This window comes from Cedecea neteri (genome assembly GCF_000758325.1).
Taxonomy (GTDB): Bacteria; Pseudomonadota; Gammaproteobacteria; order Enterobacterales; family Enterobacteriaceae; genus Cedecea; species Cedecea neteri_B.
In genome coordinates this window covers 2,824,015-2,844,681 of sequence record NZ_CP009459.1, presented here as the reverse complement: position 1 = coordinate 2,844,681, position 20,667 = coordinate 2,824,015, and the positions used below count along the sequence as shown (strand labels likewise).

Genomic DNA, 20,667 nt, shown 5'->3' with positions numbered 1-20,667 from the left:
TCAATCAGAAGTGAGACACAAACGCTGACGTGTCCGGAGTACTGATAGTCGTGGATGCTTTCAACTGCGGCGTGCCCAGGTAAAGGAAGCCCACCACTTTGTCCTGCTCACGGCCACCCAGACCTTCGCGAACCATGTCATTTTCTGTCCACGCGCCGCTGCGCCAGATGCCGTTAAAGCCCTGAGCCACCGCCGCCATCTGCATCGCCATCACCGCACAACCTGCGGAAACCACCTGCTCCCACACCGGTACTTTATGATTAGCATCGCAATGTGCGACCACGGCAATGATTTGCGGGGCGCGGAACGGCGATGTACGCGCCTTTTCAACGCTTTTTTCGTCCATGCCAGCGGCAATGGCTGCTTTCTCTAAAAGCTGAGCAAAGCGCTCGCGCCCTTCCCCTTCAATAACAATGAAGCGCCACGGCTGGAGCGTACCGTGGTCCGGCGCGCGCATCCCGGCACGCAGAATGTTTTCCAGCACTTCACCCGCCGGAGCCGGCTCGGCCAGGCGGGACGCGCTACGGCGGTTAATCAAAAGTTCAAGTGCATCCATTTAAAAGCCCCTTACTGACATGAAATGACTGGCAAAGCGCGGAGGTTGCCCCAGTCCGTTAAATGATTTTCATTCACAAAATTAACACAGCCGTAGTTTTTGTTACAGCGCCGCCCCGATTTCCTGCTGACATTTCCTCGCCCTCTCTTTAGGATAGCCTTTACTTTCGCCGCTTTAGCCAGCTTCATTGCGGCGTGCGGGTAATACCCCTGTTGAAGGTTATGGAGAAAACATGCGCACCATTGGGCGATTTATTAGCGGCTTTTTTAAGTGGACCTGGCGTCTGCTTAATTTTATTCGGGAATTTATTCTCAACTTGTTCCTTATCCTGCTGATCCTGGTCGGTGTCGGCATCTGGATGCAGGTAAAAAGCACGCCTGCAGAGCCTGCGCGCGGGGCGTTGCTGCTGGACATCACCGGCGTGGTGGTAGACAAACCGTCGGTCAGCAATAAGCTGGGCGTGATTGGCCGCCAGTTGGTGGGCGCCAGCTCTGATCGTCTGCAGGAGAATTCCCTGTTCGACATCGTCGACGCCATTCGTCAGGCAAAAGATGACCGCAACATCACCGGCATCGTGCTGGATCTGAAAGATTTCGCCGGGGCCGATCAGCCTTCAATGCAGTATATCGGCAAAGCGCTGCGCGAGTTCCGCGACGGCGGCAAGCCGGTTTATGCGATGGGCGACAGCTACAACCAGAGCCAGTACTACCTGGCAAGCTTTGCCAATAAAATCTGGCTCTCGCCGCAGGGCATGGTTGACCTGCACGGGTTCGCCACTAACGCGCTGTATTACAAAACCCTGCTGGATAAGCTGAAGGTCTCGACCCACGTCTTCCGCGTTGGCACATACAAATCAGCGGTTGAACCGTATATCCGCGATGATATGTCCCCTGCCGCCCGCGACGCTGACAGCCGCTGGATTGGCGAGCTGTGGCAAAACTACCTGAATACCATCGCGGCCAACCGCCAGATCACCGCTCAGCAGGCTTTCCCGGGCGCTCAGGCGCTGCTGGATAACCTGCAGAAGTTAGGTGGCGATACCGCAAAATATGCCCTGGACAACAAGTTGGTGGACGAGCTGGCAAGCAGTGCAGTCGTGGATAAGGCGCTGGTGAAACAGTTCGGCTGGAGCAAAGCGAACAAAGACTTTAGCTACACCAGCATTTACGACTACACCGTGAAAAAACCGTCTGAACAAGGCGATGCCATCGCAGTGATCTTCGCCAACGGCGCGATCATGGACGGCGAAGAAACCCCAGGCCAGGTCGGCGGCGACACCACGGCGATGCAGATTCGTGAAGCGCGTCTGGATCCGAAGGTGAAAGCCATTGTCTTCCGCGTGAACAGCCCTGGCGGCAGCGTCACTGCGTCCGAAACCATCCGTGAAGAGCTTGTCGCTGCGCGGGAAGCCGGGAAACCAATTGTGGTTTCAATGGGCGGCATGGCAGCATCCGGTGGCTACTGGATTTCCACCCCGGCGAACTACATCATCGCCAACTCAAGCACCCTGACCGGCTCAATTGGTATTTTCGGCGTCATTAACACCGTTGAAAACACCCTTGATGCGATTGGTGTGCATACCGACGGTGTGTCAACGTCGCCGCTGGCTGATGTGGCCGTAACCAAGAAGCTGCCGCCTGAAGTGCAGCAGATGATGCAGCTTAGCATCGACAATGGCTACAAGCGCTTTATTGGCCTGGTGGCGGCTTCCCGTAAGAAAACGCCGGAGCAAATCGATCAGATTGCTCAGGGCCACGTCTGGACCGGGGAAGATGCCAAAGCCAACGGCCTGGTGGACAGCCTGGGTGACTTCGACGATGCCGTCGCCAAAGCCGCGGAGCTGGCGAAGCTGAAAAGCTGGCACCTGGCATTCTGGCAGGATGACGCGACCTTCACCGACATGGTCTTTAACGCCATGACCGGCTCGGTACGCGCCGCGCTGCCGCAGGCTATTCAGGCTTATCTGCCAGCCCCGCTGGCCGATGCCGCGCTGGCGGTCAAAGCCCAGAATGACAAATTCGGCACCATGAACGACCCGCAAAACCGTTACGCCTTCTGCCTCACCTGCGGCGATGTGCGTTAATTTACTCAAATGCATCAAAGCCCGGTTAAACCGGGCTTTTTTTTTCCGCCATCCTCTCTATACTCTGCCGCAAATATCGAAAGCCTCGAGCAAAACTATGCCAAAGAAATCTATCTACGTTGCCTACACCGGCGGTACTATCGGGATGCAGCGTTCAGAACACGGTTACATTCCTGTTTCCGGCCACCTTCAGCGCCAGCTGGCGATGATGCCTGAATTCCATCGCCCGGAAATGCCGGACTTCACGATCCACGAATACGATCCGCTGATGGACTCTTCGGACATGACGCCAGAAGACTGGCAGCACATCGCCGACGACATCAAAGCCCACTACGACGAGTATGACGGCTTCGTGATCCTGCACGGCACGGATACCATGGCGTTTACCGCCTCGGCGCTCTCCTTCATGCTGGAGAACCTCAGCAAGCCGGTGATCGTCACGGGGTCACAGATCCCGCTGGCGGAGCTGCGTTCTGACGGGCAAATCAACCTGCTCAATTCGCTGTACGTGGCGGCTAACTACCCGATCAACGAAGTGACGCTGTTTTTCAACAATCGTCTCTATCGCGGGAACCGCACCACCAAAGCTCATGCTGACGGCTTTGATGCCTTTGCCTCGCCTAACCTTGCGCCGCTGCTGGAAGCCGGGATCCACATCCGGAAGCTGAACACACCACCGGCTCCACACGGTGAAGGTGAGCTGATTGTTCACCCGATCACGCCGCAGCCGATTGGCGTGGTCACCATCTATCCGGGCATTTCTGCCGACGTCGTGGGCAACTTCCTGCGTCAGCCGGTGAAAGCGCTGATTCTGCGATCTTATGGCGTGGGAAATGCCCCGCAGCAAGGCGCGTTCATTAAAGAGTTGCAGGAAGCCAGCGCGCGCGGCATCGTGGTGGTTAACCTCACGCAGTGTATGTCCGGCAAAGTGAACATGGGCGGCTATGCCACCGGCAACGCGCTGGCGCAGGCCGGCGTTATCAGCGGGTTCGATATGACGGTAGAAGCGACGCTCACCAAGCTTCACTACCTGCTGAGCCAGGGCCTGGATGCTCAGGCGATCCGTGATGCGATGTCGCAAAACCTGCGTGGTGAACTCACTCCTGACGAATAAGGAACGCCAATGGCGCAACGTGCGTTGCTGTTGATTGATTTGCAAAACGATTTTTGTGCCGGTGGCACGCTCGCCGTCCCGGAAGGCGACTGCACCGTTGAGGTCGCTAACCAGCTTATCGGACTGTTTAACGCCCGCGGAGAAAACGTGGTTGCCACTCAAGACTGGCACCCGGCAAAGCATGGAAGTTTCGCCAGTACACAAGGCACTGCACCTTTTTCTGAGGGTATGCTTGACGGCCTGCCGCAAACCTGGTGGCCCGATCACTGCATTCAAAACAGCGAAGGGGCGAAACTTCACCCGCTGCTGAAGGCTTCCGGCGTCGATAAGATCGTCTATAAAGGCCAAAATCCGGCTATCGACAGCTACAGCGCGTTTTTCGATAACGGCCACCGGCAGCAAACCGAGCTGGATGCCTGGCTACGCGAGCACGACATCCGCAGCCTGGTTGTGTTGGGGCTGGCAACGGATTTCTGCGTGAAATTTACCGTGCTGGACGCGCTGGAGCTGGGTTATGAAGTGACCGTCATAACCGATGGCTGTCGCGGCGTGAACCTGCAACCCCAGAGCAGCCTGGAGGCATTCCAGGATATGGCGGTTGAGGGCGCTACGTTAATGACCTTCGCCGATTTTACCTGCCAATAATTGTAGGGGCGGCCCCTCGCCCCACACTGTTGTATCGATTCCGCTCACAATCTACGCTTTTTTTGCTCGCCCTCACCTGGGAGCGCTCTCATAATCATATTCAGTGAATTTATTCAGCACGTTAGCTGATTTCGCTTTCCGCCGTTTTCGTCTGTTAAGCGTGGCCGGGGAGCTTTAATGTTGTGCCCGTCAAAGAGGAATCATTATGTCATTCACACGTAAAATGTTACCGCTGGTGGCCGCGGTGACGCTCGCCTGCAGCGGCGTTGCGCAGGCTGAATCTTTGCTTTCCGTGGGTTACTTCAACGGCGGCGGCGACGTCACTGCCGGTCCCGGTGGGGATATCAATAAGCTTGATGTTCGCCAGATCACCCACCTCAATTACTCCTTTGGCCTGATTTATAACGACGAGAAAGGCGAAACCAACGAAGCCCTGAAAGACTCGTCAAAACTGCATCAAATCTACCTTTCCCCGAAAGTTGTCTCCGACCTTGAAACCCTGCCGGCACTGCGGAAACAGAATCCACAGCTGAAAATCTTGCTGTCCGTTGGCGGCTGGGGCGCTCGCGGTTTCTCTGCCGCAGCAGCAACGCCTGAAAACCGTGCGGTGTTTATCCGCTCCGTGCAGGAAGTGATGGACAAATATGGCCTGGATGGGATCGATCTCGACTGGGAGTTCCCGGTAAATGGCGCGTGGGGCCTGGTGGATAAACTGGACGCAGACCGCGATAATTTCACCGCACTGCTGAAAGAGCTGCGTCAAGCCGTGGGTGATAAAAAACTGGTTACCATTGCCGTCGGGGCCAATGCCGAAAGCCCGAAAAGCTGGGTTGATGTAAAAGCCATTGCGCCGGTGCTGAACTACATCAACCTGATGACCTACGACATGGCGTACGGCACACAGTACTTCAACTCGAATCTCTATGATTCGAAAAAGTGGCCGACCGTGGCGGAAGCCGACAAGTACAGCGCGGATTTCGTGGTCAATAACTACCTCGCAGCCGGGCTGAAACCGCAGCAGATGAACCTCGGTATCGGCTTCTATGGCCGCGTACCTAAGCGCGCCGTAGAGCCTGGCATTGACTGGTCAAAACCAGACGCGCAGAAAAACCCGGTCACACAGCCCTACTTCGGCGAGCGCGAACTCGAGCTGTTTAAAACCGGGCTGGGCGTGGATCTGACGAAAGACACTTACGTCAAATACAACGACCTGGTGAAGAAAATGCTGAACGATCCGCAGAAGCGCTTTACCGAAGAGTGGGATGACGACGCGAAGGTGCCATACCTGACGCTGAAGTCTGCTGAAGGGAAACCGCTGTTCGCCATTTCCTACGAGAATCCGCGTTCGGTGAAAATTAAAGCCGAGTACATCAAGGAGAAAGGTTTAGGAGGCGCGATGTTCTGGGAATATGGCGCAGATGACAACAACCAGTTGGCAAAACAGCTCGCCGAATCGCTGGGTATCGATCACGCTAAGTAGCGGTTAACGCAGAAAAACGAAGGGAGACCAGCGAGTCTCCCTTTTTGTTTATTGCAGCTTCATCGTCACAAACGGCGCAGGCTCAATGCCAAACTCCGCTTTCAGCTGCTGCTTGCTCTTCATCACCATCTGGCCGTTAGTGTCGATAGTCATGTGCTGCGCGTCCGTGTTGTGGCGCGCCTGCCATAGCATCACCAACTGGAGACTGTTGTCTTTTTGCTCCTGGGTCAGCGCCACGCCATCGGGCCACTTTCCCAGTTCGACCGCGGTCGCCAGGCGTTGATAAATCTCCGGCGTCATCACGCTCAACATTTCATCCAGATTGCTCATTTGGCACCCCGTCGCGGAATAATTAGCTGAATCGATTCTTCAACCTTCAACCTGCTCACCGTTTTGCCCGTCGGTGAAGCTCAGAGAGGCCGAATTAACACAATACCGCTCCCCGGTCGGCTGCGGGCCATCCGGGAACACATGCCCCAGGTGTGCATCGCAAGTGCCGCAGCGGATTTCAACGCGCTCCATGCCGTGGGAATTATCGGTCAGATAGCGGATAGCATCGGGGCTGACAGGCTCATAGAAGCTAGGCCAGCCGCAGCCTGAGTCGTATTTTGTTTCCGAAAGAAACAGCGGGGCTTCACACACCAGGCAGTGATAAATCCCGTCACGCTTGTTATGCAGCAAACGCCCTGAATACGGCGGTTCAGTACCGTGCTTCTGGGTCACGTAGTATTGCATTTCGCTGAGGTTTTTCTTATTTGAATCAGGGGGTAATTGATTAGACATAGGCGTACATCTCGGTCAGTTCAATTGGGACAGCTCACGGCGCTATTCTAACAAAAAATTAACAACGCCGTGCTGCTTTTTGTTCTAAACTTAGCCCTGAAATTCTGGCACGGCACAAAGCGTGACGTGAGTCACATTATTGTTGGGACTGGCGTTTAAAATCCCCCGCATCGTCCCCATTTGGATTTAAGCCCAAAAGGAAGCGTGAGGCGTTCAGTCGTACAAACCCTGGCCACAGGATTGATTTGTCGCAATGATTGACACGATTCCGCTTGACGCTGCGTAAGGTTTTTGTAATTTTACAGCCAACCTTTTATTCACTAAAAAATAGCTGGTGGAATACTATGACTATCAAAGTAGGTATCAACGGTTTTGGTCGTATCGGCCGTATCGTTTTCCGTGCTGCTCAGGAACGTTCTGACATCGAAATCGTTGCAATTAACGACCTGTTAGACGCTGACTATATGGCTTACATGCTGAAGTACGACTCAACCCACGGTCGTTTCAACGGTACTGTAGAAGTTAAAGACGGCAACCTGGTTGTTAACGGTAAAACTATCCGTGTTACCGCAGAACGTGACCCGGCTAACCTGAAGTGGAACGAAGTGAACGTTGACGTTGTTGCTGAAGCAACTGGTCTGTTCCTGACTGACGAAACCGCTCGTAAGCACATCACTGCTGGCGCGAAAAAAGTTGTTCTGACTGGTCCTTCCAAAGACAACACCCCAATGTTCGTTCGCGGTGCTAACTTCGAAAAATACGCAGGCCAGGACATCGTTTCCAACGCATCCTGCACCACCAACTGCCTGGCACCACTGGCTAAAGTTATCAACGACAACTTCGGTATCGTTGAAGGCCTGATGACCACTGTTCACGCAACTACCGCAACTCAGAAAACCGTTGATGGCCCGTCTCACAAAGACTGGCGCGGCGGCCGCGGCGCAGCTCAGAACATCATCCCTTCTTCTACCGGTGCTGCTAAAGCTGTAGGCGTTGTACTGCCAGAGCTGAAAGGCAAACTGACTGGTATGGCGTTCCGCGTTCCAACCCCTAACGTATCCGTTGTTGACCTGACTGTTCGTCTGGAAAAAGCTGCTTCTTACGAAGAAATTAAGAAAGCAATCAAAGCTGCTTCCGAAGGCGCAATGAAAGGCGTTCTGGGTTACACCGAAGATGACGTAGTTTCTACCGACTTCAACGGCGAAGTACTGACTTCCGTGTTCGATGCTAAAGCGGGTATCGCACTGAACGACAACTTTGTGAAACTGGTTTCCTGGTACGACAACGAAACTGGCTACTCCAACAAAGTACTGGATCTGATCGCTCACATCTCCAAATAAGTTGAGATGAGTATCTGATCCTAAAGGGCGACTTCGGTCGCTCTTTTTTTTGCCCCAAATCACCAGGACTAAGGAAAAAAGAAATGATTAATAAAATTTTTGCACTTCCGGTCGTCGAACAAATTACCCCTACCCTTACCCGCCGCGTCAACGATGAGCTGGACGTCATCGTCGTTGATCACCCGCAGGTGCGGGCATCTTTCGCGCTCCAGGGTGCACACCTGCTCTCCTGGCAGCCTGCCGGCGAAGATGAGGTGCTGTGGCTGAGCGACATCACGCCGTTCCATAAAGGCAAAGCGCTGCGCGGCGGCGTACCGATTTGCTGGCCGTGGTTTGGTCCGGCGGAACAGGCTGGTCTGCCAGCGCACGGTTTTGCACGCAACCAGCCGTGGACGCTGAGCGCGCACAACGAAGACGCCAACGGCGTAGTGCTGACCTTTGAGCTACATAACAATGCAGAGACGCTGAAGCTGTGGCCACATGAATTCACGCTGTATGCCCGCTTCAAACTGGGCAAAACCTGTGAAATCGAGCTGGAAGCACACGGTGAGTTCGAAACCACTTCCGCCCTGCACACCTACTTCAACGTCGGCGACATCGCGAACGTGAAAGTCAGCGGCCTGGGTAATCCGTATATCGATAAGGTGCTGAATGAAGCCGCAGGTCAGTTGACTGACGGCGTACAAACGTTCCCTGACCGCACCGATCGTCTTTACCTGGAGCCAGAAGAGTGCAGCGTCATTCACGATGCAAGCCACCTGAAGCGCACGCTGAACGTGGTTCATCACCATCATTACAACGTGGTGGGCTGGAACCCTGGCCCGGCGCTGTCCGTTTCGATGGGCGATATGCCGGATGACGGCTACAAAACCTTCGTCTGCGTAGAAACCGCCTGTGCATCTAAAAAGCAGAAAGCCAGTGCGGAAAAACCGACTCGTCTGAGTCAGACAATCAGCGTGGCGAAGAAAGGCTAAGCGCCTTTCACCAGCTTAGGGCAAAGGCGGCAAGCCTCTGCCCCATAGAAAAGCAAACGGGGCGCCAGCGCCCCGTTTTAGTGCGTAAGTTGCACCAATTAGAAGCTGTAGTTCACACCCGTCAGCAGCACACCGGTCCAGTTGCTGTCGACCATTGGGCTGTCGGTCACTTCTTTGGACAAACGCATATAGCGGCCCATACCGAACACGTTCCAGTCGGCGTTCAGCTTGTAGTTGACGGACAGCTCAACATACGGCGACCAGCTGTTACCCGCGTCGTACTCATTCAGGCCGCTGCGGTTGGATTCCTTGCCGCTCACGCCATAGTAGTAGTCGTTTTGATTCTTGCTGTCCCAAACGATACCAATCCCCGGCGTCACCGTCAGGCTATCCGCGTTGTAGCGGTACAGCCAGGCAGTATCCCAGGTGATGCCGTTGCTGTTGTCGAGGATATCCCCGGCCAGCACGGTACGCAGGAAGCCATAATCGGTGTTATGTACCCAGGACAGGCCAGCCATCACGGTAGAATGACGGTAGTCCAGCGCACGCATGCTGTCGTAGTTGCTGTCTTTCGGCCTGAAATGCAGCGGCGAATAGTAGGCGGTTACGGACAGCTTGTCGGCCTGGTCATTCCACAAATAGTAACCCGCGTTAAAACCGCGGAAGTAGAAATTGTCACCTTCATAGCCCAGCAGAGGTGCCGGGTAGACGCGGTTCTGGTCACCTTTGTAAGGGTTTGGCGAAACCAACGCCCCCGCACCGATAGACCACGGGCCCTCTGCGTGCGCAGCGGTAACGGAGGAGGCAAGCAGTACGCCTAATGCGAGAAGTTTGAATTTGGTCACAATCCTTTCAGTCCTTTAATCAAATAATCAGCGCAGGAAGTGTAACCGCCCTTGGCTCCCATCCCAAATAATTTACTTAGTCACAACCTTCAACCAACTTATTAGCATCCCGCCATCAGATGACGGCGGATTTTCAGCTTTATGTCAGCCAGATGAAAGCGAACCCTGTCGCTTATCTCAAATACGAAATTTTTAGGATGAGTTATTGATATGTCATTGAAATTGAGCGTTGGCCGTATGCAAGTTTTGCAAATGCCATCTACGCTTTATTTTAGGAAGGTGAATCGCTGAGACGGCAGCGTGAGCGCCCGGTTTCAACCTGGCACAAGGGTTGCTGTTCATTTAGCAGACGTCTTCCGGGGAGCCTCTATTACACATACCAACGGCTCTTTAACCTGTGCTAAAAACGAAAGGACGGCATGCCATGAATATATTCGATCACTATCGCCAGCGTTATGAAGCTGCCAAGGACGAAGAGTTCACACTGCAGGAATTTCTTGCTATCTGTAAACAAGATCGCAGTGCCTACGCGAATGCGGCAGAACGGCTATTGACGGCCATTGGTGAACCAGTGATGGTAGACACTGCCACAGAGCCACGGCTGTCCCGTCTCTTTTCAAACCGGGTGGTTGCCCGTTATCCGGCGTTTGAAGAGTTTTATGGCATGGAAGAGGCTATCGAGCAGATCGTGGCCTACCTGAAACACGCGGCCCAGGGGCTGGAAGAGAAGAAACAAATTCTCTATCTGCTGGGGCCGGTGGGCGGCGGTAAATCATCGCTGGCCGAACGCCTGAAAGCCTTGATGCAGCGCGTCCCTATTTACGTGCTGAGCGCCAATGGCGAACGCAGCCCGGTCAACGACCATCCGCTGTGCCTGTTCAATCCGCAGGAAGACGCCTCCATTCTGGAAAAAGAATATGGCATCCCTAACCGCTACCTCGGCACCATCATGTCGCCGTGGGCAGCCAAACGCCTGAGCGAATTTGGCGGCGACATCACCAAATTCCGCGTGGTCAAAGTCTGGCCGTCCATTCTGGCCCAGATTGCCATCGCCAAAACCGAGCCCGGCGATGAGAACAACCAGGACATCTCTGCGCTGGTCGGTAAAGTGGATATCCGCAAACTGGAACATCACGCGCAAAACGACCCGGATGCTTACGGCTATTCCGGGGCGCTGTGCCGGGCCAACCAGGGCATCATGGAATTTGTGGAGATGTTTAAAGCGCCCATCAAGGTGCTTCACCCCCTGCTGACCGCCACCCAGGAAGGGAACTACAACGGCACAGAAGGCATCTCCGCCCTGCCGTTTAACGGCATTATTCTTGCGCACTCGAACGAATCCGAGTGGGTTACCTTCCGTAATAACAAGAACAATGAGGCCTTCCTTGACCGCGTGTACATCGTCAAGGTGCCTTACTGCCTGCGCATCTCGGAAGAGATCAAAATCTACGAGAAGCTGCTCAACCACAGCGAACTGTCCCACGCGCCTTGCGCCCCGGGCACCCTGGAAACGCTTTCTCGCTTCTCTATTCTGTCGCGCCTGAAAGAGCCGGAAAACTCCAGCATCTACTCGAAAATGCGCGTCTATGATGGAGAAAGCCTGAAAGACACCGACCCGAAAGCCAAGTCCTACCAGGAATACCGGGACTACGCCGGGGTCGATGAAGGCATGAACGGGCTCTCAACGCGCTTCGCCTTTAAAATCCTCTCCCGCGTGTTCAACTTTGACCACGTTGAAGTGGCGGCGAACCCGGTTCACCTGTTCTACGTGCTGGAGCAACAAATCGAGCGCGAGCAGTTCCCGCAGGATCAGGCGGAAAAATATCTGGAATACCTGAAAGGCTACCTGATTCCGAAATATGCGGAATTTATCGGCAAAGAGATCCAGACCGCTTATCTCGAGTCCTACTCAGAGTACGGGCAGAACATTTTTGACCGTTATGTCACCTACGCTGATTTCTGGATTCAGGATCAGGAGTACCGCGACCCGGATACCGGCCAGCTGTTTGACCGGGAATCTCTGAACGCGGAGCTGGAGAAAATTGAAAAACCGGCCGGCATCAGCAACCCGAAAGATTTCCGTAACGAAATCGTCAACTTCGTGCTGCGTGCCCGGGCCAATAATAATGGTCGCAACCCAAACTGGACCAGCTACGAGAAGCTGCGCACGGTTATCGAGAAGAAAATGTTCTCGAACACCGAAGAGCTGCTGCCCGTTATCTCGTTCAACGCCAAAACCTCCACCGACGAGCAGAAGAAACACGATGATTTTGTCGATCGGATGATGGAGAAAGGCTACACCCGCAAGCAGGTTCGCCTGCTGTGTGAATGGTATCTGCGGGTTCGTAAGTCTTCTTAAGGGAGTTTCATGCAGGTCACGCCGGGCGGCGTGGCCTGTTTGCGCACCTGGCATAAGCAGTTGGGGGAACTATGGCCTACTTCATAGACAGGCGGCTTAACGGCAAAAACAAGAGCGCGGTCAACCGCCAGCGCTTCTTGCGCCGCTATAAGGCGCAGATCAAACAGTCGATTTCCGGGGCCATCAACAAGCGTTCGGTGACCGACGTGGACAGCGGCGAATCCGTGTCCATCCCCATTGAGGATATCAACGAACCGATGTTTCATCAGGGTCGCGGCGGCCTGCGCCATCGCGTCCATCCCGGCAACGACCACTTTGTACAAAATGACCGCATTGAGCGCCCTCAGGGCGGAGGCGGTGGCGGTGGTAGCGGCCAGGGTCAGGCAAGTCAGGACGGCGAAGGTCAGGATGAATTCGTCTTCCAGATTTCCAAAGATGAATATCTCGACTTACTGTTCGAGGACCTGGCGCTGCCTAACCTGAAACGCAACCAGCACCGGCAGATCACCGAATTTAAATCTCATCGCGCCGGTTTCACCTCGAACGGCGTCCCGGCCAACATCAGCGTCGTTCGCTCGCTGCAAAACTCGCTGGCGCGGCGCACGGCGATGAGCGCGGGTAAACGCCGTTTGCTGCACGAACTCGAAGAGACCCTCGACACCGTCAGCCGCAGCGAACCTGCTCAGCTGCTGGAAGAGGAGCGTCTGCGTAAAGAGATTGCAGAGCTGCGGGAAAAAATTGCCCGCGTGCCGTTTATCGACACCTTCGATCTCCGCTACAAGAATTACGAGAAACGCCCGGAACCTTCCAGCCAGGCGGTAATGTTCTGCCTGATGGACGTCTCCGGTTCGATGGACCAGGCGACAAAAGACATGGCCAAGCGCTTTTATATCCTGCTCTATCTGTTCCTGAGCCGGACCTATAAAAACGTGGAGGTGGTTTATATTCGCCACCATACCCAGGCGAAAGAGGTGGACGAACACGAGTTCTTTTACTCACAGGAAACCGGTGGGACCATTGTTTCCAGTGCCCTGAAGCTGATGGATGAAGTGGTGCAGGAACGCTACGATCCGGCGCAGTGGAACATCTACGCCGCGCAGGCTTCGGACGGCGACAACTGGGCAGACGACTCGCCGCTGTGCCATGAGATCCTGGCGAAAAAACTGCTGCCGGTGGTGCGTTACTACAGCTACATCGAAATCACCCGCCGGGCGCACCAGACCCTGTGGCGCGAGTACGAAAATCTGCAGGCCACCTTCGATAACTTCGCGATGCAGCACATCCGGGATCAGGATGATATTTATCCTGTGTTCCGGGAACTGTTCCAGAAACAGACTTCAGACTCTCATAGCTAGTTAATAAAATCAGTATGTTATAAGATAAAAACCTGTTGCCAAACGGATTCAATTGGCAACAGGTTCATGCATTTCTAAAGTCAATGTTCAAACGGCTTTCTATTTAACAGCAGCATTTCCCCCGTCGGCAAACAGGGCTGAACCAGCCACAAAACTCGACATATTACTCGCCAGAAACAGTGCGGCGCTGGCTATCTCTTCCGGCTGTGCCAGACGTTTCAACGCGTGCAGCCCCGCAGCCCAGGCTTTCTGATGCTCATCACCAGCCATTCGGGTTTCCGTTCCTCCAGGCAGCAAGGCATTGGCACGGATGCCTTGCCCGGCATAATCTGCGGTAAGGCCCTTCACCAGCCCCATCAGCCCGGCCTTAGCCGCCGCATATGCGGCCATTCCCGGCAGACCTACGCTGGTACCGACGAAGCTGGAGATAAAAATAAGAGAACCCCCACCTCGTTTGAGCATCAACGGGATCTGGCTCCGGGCACCGAGATAACCCGCTGTCAGGTTAACGGTCAGCGTATGCTGCCATTCGTCAGGGGCGATCTCTGCCAGTGGACGGATAGCGCCCGTTGTACCGGCATTATTGACCGCAATATCGATACCGCCGAATGCATCAGCAGCCAGGGCGGCGATTGAAGCATGCGTTTTCTCTTCGCCTGCGTCCCCGACAAAAATCCTGACATCACTGCCAACGGAACGAAGCTCCGCCGCCAGCGCATCCAGCGGTGCCTGACTCCTCGCATTCAGAATCAACGAAGCGCCATGCTGAGCAAACAAAATAGCAACAGCCCGTCCAATACCTTCCGAGGCGCCAGTAATCACAGCGACTTTACCTTCAAGTAATTTCATCACTTTCCCCATTTCATTAATGAGATTCCGAAACTCATTTTGAATCTTCTGTTCATTTTCTTGATGCGTGTCGCCGTTTGATTTCAGCGGCTTATCCGTAAGCCTATGTCCAGGCTATGCCATAAAAACTCTGTTTCTTGCTTTTTAATTAACTTATTGATGGATAAATGCGTTATGGCGGGCCCGGCAAAACCGGATAGGGTGCGCGAAATGACAAGCCTTCAACATTTGGAGAAGGCGTTTTGGAAGTTTTTAAGGCTATCCCACGTTGAGAGGTGTGCCTGAAACGGATCGGTTTGCAGCGGATAAGGAAAAGCTTAAAACCGGCGCTTCACCGGCTTTTTATAGAAAACGGGGGAATAACCTGAATCAGGCTGACGCCTGCTTATTGATGGAGTTCAATGTCGTATCCCCACTGCTTCCAGTGGAGGATCTGTTCTTGCTGGGCGGCCAGTAATGCTTTTCCCGTCCATAGAAAAATAGGCTGCCCAGGAAAAAGCTCCGGACGCAAGGTTTCCACCGGCTCGGCAAATACGTTCACGCTCAGACCTCTGCGGGACAAACGCCATGCTTCCAGCCATAACGCAGCCCGATCGTCAGTCTGCCAGCCAATCAGCAGGATTTCTTCGCCACTCTGGCTCTGCACCTCTGCCAGACTTTGGGCGCAATGGCGGATCAACACGCCATCCAGCAGGCTGCGCATCAACAAAGCCGTGGATTCATCCTGGCTGAGTTTTTGCCTTACAGGGAGTAAGAGGTTATCAATTAGCAGGTCAGCACTGTGCTCCCGGCTCAGAGAAATAATTTTCTCACGCAGCTTTGTCGGATTAACTTTCCTGACCAGAAGCATCATTTCTTCTTGCAGCGTCAACCACAGCTGCTCTTCGGGCACATGATTACGCTCCAGCAGGGCTTTTACTTTGCCTACTGAAACGCCTTTGCTCATCCAGTATTTGATTTCTTCGATGCGCTGGATATCCGCATCATCAAACTGTCGATGTCCCCCCTCGCTTCGCTGGGGCTTCAGCAAGCCGTAACGGCGCTGCCAGGCACGCAGGGTGACCGGGTTGATGCCACATCGCTCTGCCACATCACCGATAGTGTAATAGGCCATAGTGTCCCTCCCCGTACACAGATCCCACGTCTCCATTGAAACATCAGTCAATCTGTTCAATGTGTACAATTTTTTTACGAGTTGTACAAGTGAAATCTGATCCCTTTGAGACACGACCTGCGGCAAATATCACAGCTCTGCTTTACGCTCCGGCCAGGCAATACGGAAATCTCCGTGGCCGCAGGGTTTAGCAAACAAATCCCCCTGAAAATGAGAAATACCGGCAGCCTCGAGCCACATCCACTCTTCCGGTTGCTCAATACCCGTGGCTGAAACCGCGATTTCAAGCGAGGCGCAGCATTTGATTATGGCCTGGATAATCGCCTGCTGTGGCCCACTTTTATGAATCCCCCGAATCAGCGCCTGATTAATTTTAAGCCTCTCAGGCTGAAACTGTGCCAGCAGCTGCAGCCCCGCAAAGCCGACGCCAAAATCATCAATCGCAAGCTTGATACCGGCCGATTTAAGCTGCCTGATAGCATCGGTAAACGCATCCATCTGCGGCATAATTTCGCTTTCGGTAAACTCAATAACCACCTGCTCGGGAACAAGTCCTTTTGCCCCGATATCCGCCAGCATTTGTTCCACGGCGTCAGGAATCATGACCAACGTCATCGGCAGCAAATTAATACAGAGCGTTTGCAAGCCAATATTAGCGGCGCATGCTGCGGCAAAAGCAGCCTTCGCATTCAGCAGCTCAGCCTGGTAAACATCGCCCCCTTCCTTTGCCGCTGGATTAGCGTCCGTGGTCAACACCTCTACTGCCGCTACAGTACGAGCCATTGGATCAACAATCGGTTGAAAAACTATCTTTTCATGCAGCGTTTGTTGACTTGATACCGGATGACCTGGCTCATCAAGAATAAATTCCCACGCATCACGCGGAGGGATTTCAAAATAGTTCTCTTTTTCCGTCGATTCGATAAAGGTCCGGAAAAAACGTAAGGCCCGGTCATCGTAAGCCAGTTGATATCGGCTAGTCCCTTTTTCCAAAACGACCTGCAAGACATCGTTTTTATCATGCTCTCTTAAATCAAAAAGCTCCATCCCCACTCGCCCAAAGCGACGGGCTGGGGCGTAATCGCAAAGCAACTCAACAATGTTGTAATGGCGCTGGTCTTTACAAATAGCGTGATAAATCTTCTGCACGCCCTCTTCCGGGCCTTCCAATAGTTGAAAGAAATGCCTGCCGTTGAAAAGCAGAATTCCCGTCACATTAGCGTCAATATTTTTTGTATTTGCCGCGGAAACCATCGCCTCCAAAACCTCAAACGGCGTGCTGGCGTGGATGTGGCTACGGTAGATAACTGTCGTGAGCATGGCGGGTTCCAGCGAAAGGTTAAGGGATTAACTTAACAGATCCCCGCCCTGACGTCGCCACAAACTCAACAAAGACTAAACAACTTAACAACATGGAGTGTTTTGCTCGTCATTTACCTTTAAGCAGTATGTACAATTTTATGTATCAGTAAACCAAAAAATAAAACAAATAAGATATTGATAATAAATGATTAGCACTTTTAGTCAAAAAATAGCAAGCGAAGTAATACACTTTTATGTACAGTTTTTATAGCAATTGCATAACTTAATTAACATCTTGCAAAGTGTGAACTTACAGGAGCGATTTATGCGACAGAACACTTTTACACCAGGCCAGAACAGCGTAGAAAATGATATTACTCGCTATTTCAATGGCGTAGCGCCGCTGTCTCAGCAGGAAACGATGGGGCAAATCGTGCTCGAAATTCTCAGTGATGGGCGCAACCTGAACAGAAAAGCGATCTGTACGAAATTGCTTTCTCGCCTGGATCGCGTTTCTGAACCGGAAGAAGAAAAGCATTATCAGGCTCTGCTGGGCATGCTTTTCACTAGCCAGTAAACAACCAGCCCGGAGTTCTCACAGAGCAATGCTTACGCTCCCTGGCGGGAGAGAAGCCCTGAAGTATAAAGACTAAGTTCTTCCTCATTCTCAGACTCCGGCTAATGACTTCATGCCAGCGGTATTGACCCCATGGCGAGGAAATCAGGAGTGACAAAGTGAAGAGAAGCGACGATGAACAATTAACGGACGAGATTATCGGCGAAGCCGCGCTGTCGTTGCTAAACAGCGCCAGCGCAATCAACACCCGAGCTTTAATTGCAAGATTAGAAGCGATGCTTATATCAGAGCAGACGCCACGGCGACGTAGGGTTTTGCAGAACGTTATCGCTGAAATCGAGGGCAACCTCTCGCGGTCTCTGGCAGAAAAGACAGAAAAAGAAGCGCGTTCAGGCGCAGCTGAGACGAAACAACCTAACGCAAAAAATGTCCACTAGCGGCCCATGGCCAACAACTGAAAAACGGTGAATGACTATGACACAGCTAATTTCCAATACCTCTGCAATGCACACCGGAATCGTAGATCACGCATTATCCGACTTTATAAGAAGCACGGCAGACCGGCACGCGGAAGAAAATGCGGCCATCAGTCAGGCTGTCACCGCTATTTTGTCTGCCAATAAGACTGTTTCCAATAAAGCTATTATTATCTGGCTGGTTGACGCACTCGAAACGACTCAAGATGTCGTCATGTGCGACGTATATCGCAATGCTTTAGAGATTGTTGTCGGTCACACCGTGGATGACATTTAAAAAGTGCGCGGAACGTTGAGGGCCGGCCAGAACCGGCCTTTATTATTTTTGCATTACAGCGTCTTCTTCATAAAGAAACGGCTGGTGCCTTCGGGCAAGCAGTCGATTTTGCCAAATGCCTCCCAGCCATGTTTGCGGTAGAAATCCGGGGCCTGAAAACTGATGGTATATAAAAAACCGGCCACACAGCCGCGCCTGCGCCCTTCTGCTTCAAACGTCCTCAGGATCTCACTGCCTAATCCATGCGCTCTTAACTCAGGCGGTAAATAAAACAGATCGATAAACAGTACGCCGAGGGACGAACGCCCCAACATCCCACCAACGACCTTCCCGCTCTCAGGACTACGAACCACAACCGCCAGCGGTTGGCGATCGTTTATCCCGCTCATCGCATCGTTAAACTCACCGAGCCCCGCTTCGATGGGCAGCGAATACTCCTCGCTGATTTGATCAGAAATTTCTAGTTTGAAACCCGACATCGCGTACCTCACTGACATTGCCCATTGTCACCCTACCAGTTCTTGCGTTGAGCCTGGCCAGAAACACTGTATATATTCACAGACCACAAAAGCAAGAGTCGAAAATGATGAAAAGAGAACGCTACCAGCTTTCCGTCGCCGTATTTGTCGTCCTGCGCCGCAACGACGAAATTTGTCTCATCCGCAGAGCGAACACCGGCTGGATGGACGGCTTCTATAGCCTGCCCGCAGGCGGTCTTGAAAGCGGTGAAACGCTGCTTAATGCCGCAGTCAGAGAAGCCCACGAAGAGACGGGAGTGATCATTGAGGCCGTAAACCTCAGGTCGATTCACTCGATGCATGTTAAAACCGAAGATAGTTCCTGGATAGGCCACTTCTTTCTCTGCTCTTCCTGGCAGTGCGAGCCTTATATCGCCGAGCCGGATAAGCACGCGGAACTGCGTTGGGTGAATATCCGGCAATTACCGGTCAACACCGTGCCCTATGTGAAGCAGGCCATCACCGCTATTATCGACGGTGAAATCTATTCAGAGTATGGCTGGCTAAGCTAAGCGAACGTAGAGCGCCATAAATGCCGGGCCTGTGGCAGCCAGGCCGGCAAGTTAACCTGATACCAGTCCAGATACCGGGTTAACATTTGCGGATGTCTTTGGGAAAGAAGATTCAGCACTTCTACCACCAGCCAGGCTTTAGCCAAAAGCACATGACGTGTCAGGTGTGACCTCGACCACTGAGGTGCCACTTGGTGATATCTCGCTACCATGAGGTGAATACTGGCCGGTTCCCCCATTCCTTTAATCAGAGGCGCTAAATCTATCGCCGGGCTCCCACGGCCAAAGCGCTCCCAGTCAAATAAAACTAACTCGCCCCCGGCTCGGCGTCCCCAGTTTCCGGCATTTGAATCCCTCGACACCCATTGCTGCGGCTCAAAGAGCACATCACTGTGAGCTTTGAAATGATGCAACATTGCTTCGAGCTCTGGGGGAAATTTCAGCAGGCTTAGTGCCAACTCCATTTGATCATCCCTCCACTGATGCCGCCTGAAAATTCCTGAGGGTTTCATCTGGCAATGATGGAGCGACGCCAGCTTCTCATACAAATCGGGGGAGGCAGTCAGCGTTTCCAGCGAACAAGGCTGCGGGATAAATTCGATGATCAGCCGTCGTGTCTGGCGATTAAGGGAATAAACGTCGGGAATGCCAGGCCCCTCCGCCCTGAACACGGAGGCATGGTACTGATAAAAATCGAGTTCAACCTCGGATGCATTTCGCTTTTCAACGGCAGGTTTTCCCTGAAAAACGCATTCACACACGAGGGCATTTCCCATCTGCGTCAGTACATTATTAGCCATCTTTTGCCCGAATTTTTGCATGTCAGATAACTATTATCGCGATAGGATGAAAATTCAAAGCAGAGACTTAGAAAGACGACAAGAGGCAGTACAATGACATCCCACGCAAAAGGCGAAGACGTCCATCAGCAACTTATCGATTTATTACAGCAGCAACAGGCTCGTTACCGTGTAGTAAACCACGTGGCGGCAGGGAAATGTGAAGAGGTCTCGGCGATCCGCGGCACAGAGCTTGGCCAGGGCGCAAAGGCGCTGGTCTGCAAAGTGAAAGGCAACGGCGTCAAGCTGCACGTGCTGGCGATTCTGGCGGCAGACAAACAGGCGGATCTGAGCCTGCTGGCGCAGCATCTGGGCGGCCTGAAAGCGTCGCTGGCAAGCCCGGCGGAAGTGGATGAGTTAACGCGATGCGTGTTTGGCGCTATTCCGCCGTTCAGCTTTCACGCTCAGCTGCGGCTGGTGGCCGACCCGTCTATTTTCGAGCGTTTTTCGGAAATTGCCTTCAATGCAGGGTTGCTGGAAAAGTCAGTGGTGATGGATACACAGGATTACTTGCGCATTGCGCGCCCGGAGCTGGTCGATTTTCACCGCCCCGAATAGCTACCCGAAGCGTTCGAGATAAAGGACAGACAGCACCAGTACCGAAGCGATCCCGAAGAACGCGGCAGTGATGCAAATCGTGTCGAATAACGCTGGATCGCCCATCCTTTT

General features: G+C 53.2%; 23 protein-coding genes. 13 read left to right on the top strand and 10 right to left on the bottom strand.

The window, feature by feature from the left end; translation table 11 throughout:
- Window positions 1–4: 4 nt before the first annotated feature.
- A complete protein-coding gene (locus tag LH86_RS13435) occupies window positions 5–556 on the bottom strand; it encodes an NAD(P)H nitroreductase (protein WP_039302165.1) in 552 nt (183 codons plus the stop codon).
- A 232-nt stretch (window positions 557–788) separates the two neighbouring features.
- Between LH86_RS13435 and sppA the strand changes: the two genes are divergently transcribed.
- From sppA to LH86_RS13415, 4 genes are all read left to right on the top strand, one after another.
- Window positions 789–2,639 carry a signal peptide peptidase SppA gene (gene sppA, locus LH86_RS13430; RefSeq protein ID WP_039302162.1) on the top strand — a complete coding sequence of 617 codons (1,851 nt, stop codon included), beginning with the start codon at window positions 789–791 and terminating at the stop codon, window positions 2,637–2,639.
- Between the two features lie 97 nt (window positions 2,640–2,736).
- Entirely contained in the window at window positions 2,737–3,753 is a 1,017-nt protein-coding gene (gene ansA, locus LH86_RS13425; protein ID WP_039302159.1) for an asparaginase, read from the top strand.
- 9 nt (window positions 3,754–3,762) lie between these two features.
- A complete protein-coding gene (gene pncA / locus LH86_RS13420) occupies window positions 3,763–4,398 on the top strand; it encodes a bifunctional nicotinamidase/pyrazinamidase (protein WP_039302156.1) in 636 nt (211 codons plus the stop codon).
- A 205-nt stretch (window positions 4,399–4,603) separates the two neighbouring features.
- Window positions 4,604–5,878, top strand: a complete 1,275-nt coding sequence (locus LH86_RS13415) for a glycoside hydrolase family 18 protein (protein WP_039302153.1) — start codon at window positions 4,604–4,606, stop codon at window positions 5,876–5,878.
- A gap of 48 nt (window positions 5,879–5,926) precedes the next feature.
- Here the strand turns inward: LH86_RS13415 and LH86_RS13410 are convergent, their stop codons facing one another.
- Window positions 5,927–6,208 (bottom strand): YeaC family protein, encoded by a 282-nt coding sequence (locus LH86_RS13410; RefSeq protein ID WP_039292230.1) that lies wholly within the window; start codon window positions 6,206–6,208, stop codon window positions 5,927–5,929.
- Window positions 6,209–6,247: 39 nt separating this feature from the next.
- Window positions 6,248–6,661 carry a peptide-methionine (R)-S-oxide reductase MsrB gene (msrB, locus tag LH86_RS13405; RefSeq protein ID WP_039302150.1) on the bottom strand — a complete coding sequence of 138 codons (414 nt, stop codon included), beginning with the start codon at window positions 6,659–6,661 and terminating at the stop codon, window positions 6,248–6,250.
- Between the two features lie 344 nt (window positions 6,662–7,005).
- Between msrB and gapA the strand changes: the two genes are divergently transcribed.
- Window positions 7,006–8,001, top strand: coding sequence for a glyceraldehyde-3-phosphate dehydrogenase (gene gapA, locus LH86_RS13400; protein ID WP_008456666.1), 996 nt, complete (start codon window positions 7,006–7,008; stop codon window positions 7,999–8,001).
- Between the two features lie 83 nt (window positions 8,002–8,084).
- Window positions 8,085–8,975, top strand: a complete 891-nt coding sequence (locus LH86_RS13395; protein WP_039302147.1) for a D-hexose-6-phosphate mutarotase — start codon at window positions 8,085–8,087, stop codon at window positions 8,973–8,975.
- Between the two features lie 98 nt (window positions 8,976–9,073).
- On the opposite strand, the gene LH86_RS13390 is transcribed toward LH86_RS13395, so the two are convergent.
- Window positions 9,074–9,820, bottom strand: coding sequence for a MipA/OmpV family protein (locus LH86_RS13390; protein ID WP_039302144.1), 747 nt, complete (start codon window positions 9,818–9,820; stop codon window positions 9,074–9,076).
- Window positions 9,821–10,244: 424 nt separating this feature from the next.
- Between LH86_RS13390 and yeaG the strand changes: the two genes are divergently transcribed.
- Together yeaG and LH86_RS13380 are read left to right on the top strand one after the other, a co-directional pair.
- Complete coding sequence (gene yeaG, locus LH86_RS13385) at window positions 10,245–12,179, top strand: protein kinase YeaG (RefSeq protein ID WP_008456669.1); 1,935 nt, start codon at window positions 10,245–10,247, stop codon at window positions 12,177–12,179.
- A 71-nt stretch (window positions 12,180–12,250) separates the two neighbouring features.
- Window positions 12,251–13,534: a YeaH/YhbH family protein gene (locus LH86_RS13380; protein WP_039302141.1), complete on the top strand. Its 1,284-nt coding sequence runs from the start codon at window positions 12,251–12,253 to the stop codon at window positions 13,532–13,534.
- Between the two features lie 99 nt (window positions 13,535–13,633).
- On the opposite strand, the gene LH86_RS13375 is transcribed toward LH86_RS13380, so the two are convergent.
- The 3 genes from LH86_RS13375 to LH86_RS13365 all read right to left on the bottom strand — a co-directional run bounded on the left by LH86_RS13375 (window position 13,634) and on the right by LH86_RS13365 (window position 16,817).
- Window positions 13,634–14,383: an SDR family oxidoreductase gene (locus tag LH86_RS13375; RefSeq protein WP_039306177.1), complete on the bottom strand. Its 750-nt coding sequence runs from the start codon at window positions 14,381–14,383 to the stop codon at window positions 13,634–13,636.
- A gap of 385 nt (window positions 14,384–14,768) precedes the next feature.
- Window positions 14,769–15,497, bottom strand: coding sequence for a MerR family transcriptional regulator (locus LH86_RS13370; protein WP_039302138.1), 729 nt, complete (start codon window positions 15,495–15,497; stop codon window positions 14,769–14,771).
- Window positions 15,498–15,626: 129 nt separating this feature from the next.
- Window positions 15,627–16,817 carry a diguanylate phosphodiesterase gene (locus tag LH86_RS13365; protein WP_039302135.1) on the bottom strand — a complete coding sequence of 397 codons (1,191 nt, stop codon included), beginning with the start codon at window positions 16,815–16,817 and terminating at the stop codon, window positions 15,627–15,629.
- Window positions 16,818–17,124: 307 nt separating this feature from the next.
- Here LH86_RS13365 and ycgZ point away from each other — a divergent pair, with 307 nt between their 5' ends.
- The 3 genes from ycgZ (at window position 17,125) to LH86_RS13350 (ending at window position 18,129) form a co-directional block, all read left to right on the top strand.
- Window positions 17,125–17,376 (top strand): regulatory protein YcgZ, encoded by a 252-nt coding sequence (ycgZ, locus tag LH86_RS13360; protein ID WP_039292160.1) that lies wholly within the window; start codon window positions 17,125–17,127, stop codon window positions 17,374–17,376.
- Between the two features lie 158 nt (window positions 17,377–17,534).
- Window positions 17,535–17,813, top strand: coding sequence for a hypothetical protein (locus tag LH86_RS13355; protein ID WP_039292158.1), 279 nt, complete (start codon window positions 17,535–17,537; stop codon window positions 17,811–17,813).
- Between the two features lie 37 nt (window positions 17,814–17,850).
- Complete coding sequence (locus LH86_RS13350; RefSeq protein ID WP_039296691.1) at window positions 17,851–18,129, top strand: biofilm development regulator YmgB/AriR family protein; 279 nt, start codon at window positions 17,851–17,853, stop codon at window positions 18,127–18,129.
- A 53-nt stretch (window positions 18,130–18,182) separates the two neighbouring features.
- Here LH86_RS13350 and LH86_RS13345 read toward each other — a convergent pair whose 3' ends face one another.
- Window positions 18,183–18,608, bottom strand: coding sequence for a GNAT family N-acetyltransferase (locus LH86_RS13345; protein ID WP_039302132.1), 426 nt, complete (start codon window positions 18,606–18,608; stop codon window positions 18,183–18,185).
- Between the two features lie 104 nt (window positions 18,609–18,712).
- Between LH86_RS13345 and LH86_RS13340 the strand changes: the two genes are divergently transcribed.
- Window positions 18,713–19,159, top strand: coding sequence for an NUDIX hydrolase (locus tag LH86_RS13340; RefSeq protein ID WP_231562690.1), 447 nt, complete (start codon window positions 18,713–18,715; stop codon window positions 19,157–19,159).
- On the opposite strand, the gene LH86_RS13335 is transcribed toward LH86_RS13340, so the two are convergent.
- A complete protein-coding gene (locus tag LH86_RS13335) occupies window positions 19,156–19,959 on the bottom strand; it encodes a phosphotransferase family protein (protein WP_039306171.1) in 804 nt (267 codons plus the stop codon). The genes LH86_RS13340 and LH86_RS13335 overlap by 4 nt on opposite strands.
- A 93-nt stretch (window positions 19,960–20,052) precedes the next feature.
- On the opposite strand from LH86_RS13335, the gene LH86_RS13330 reads away from it, so the two are divergent.
- A complete protein-coding gene (locus LH86_RS13330) occupies window positions 20,053–20,556 on the top strand; it encodes a YbaK/prolyl-tRNA synthetase associated domain-containing protein (RefSeq protein WP_039302129.1) in 504 nt (167 codons plus the stop codon).
- On the opposite strand, the gene yoaI is transcribed toward LH86_RS13330, so the two are convergent.
- Window positions 20,557–20,661 (bottom strand): small membrane protein YoaI, encoded by a 105-nt coding sequence (yoaI, locus tag LH86_RS22815; RefSeq protein WP_231562689.1) that lies wholly within the window; start codon window positions 20,659–20,661, stop codon window positions 20,557–20,559.
- Between the last annotated feature and the right edge of the window lie 6 nt (window positions 20,662–20,667).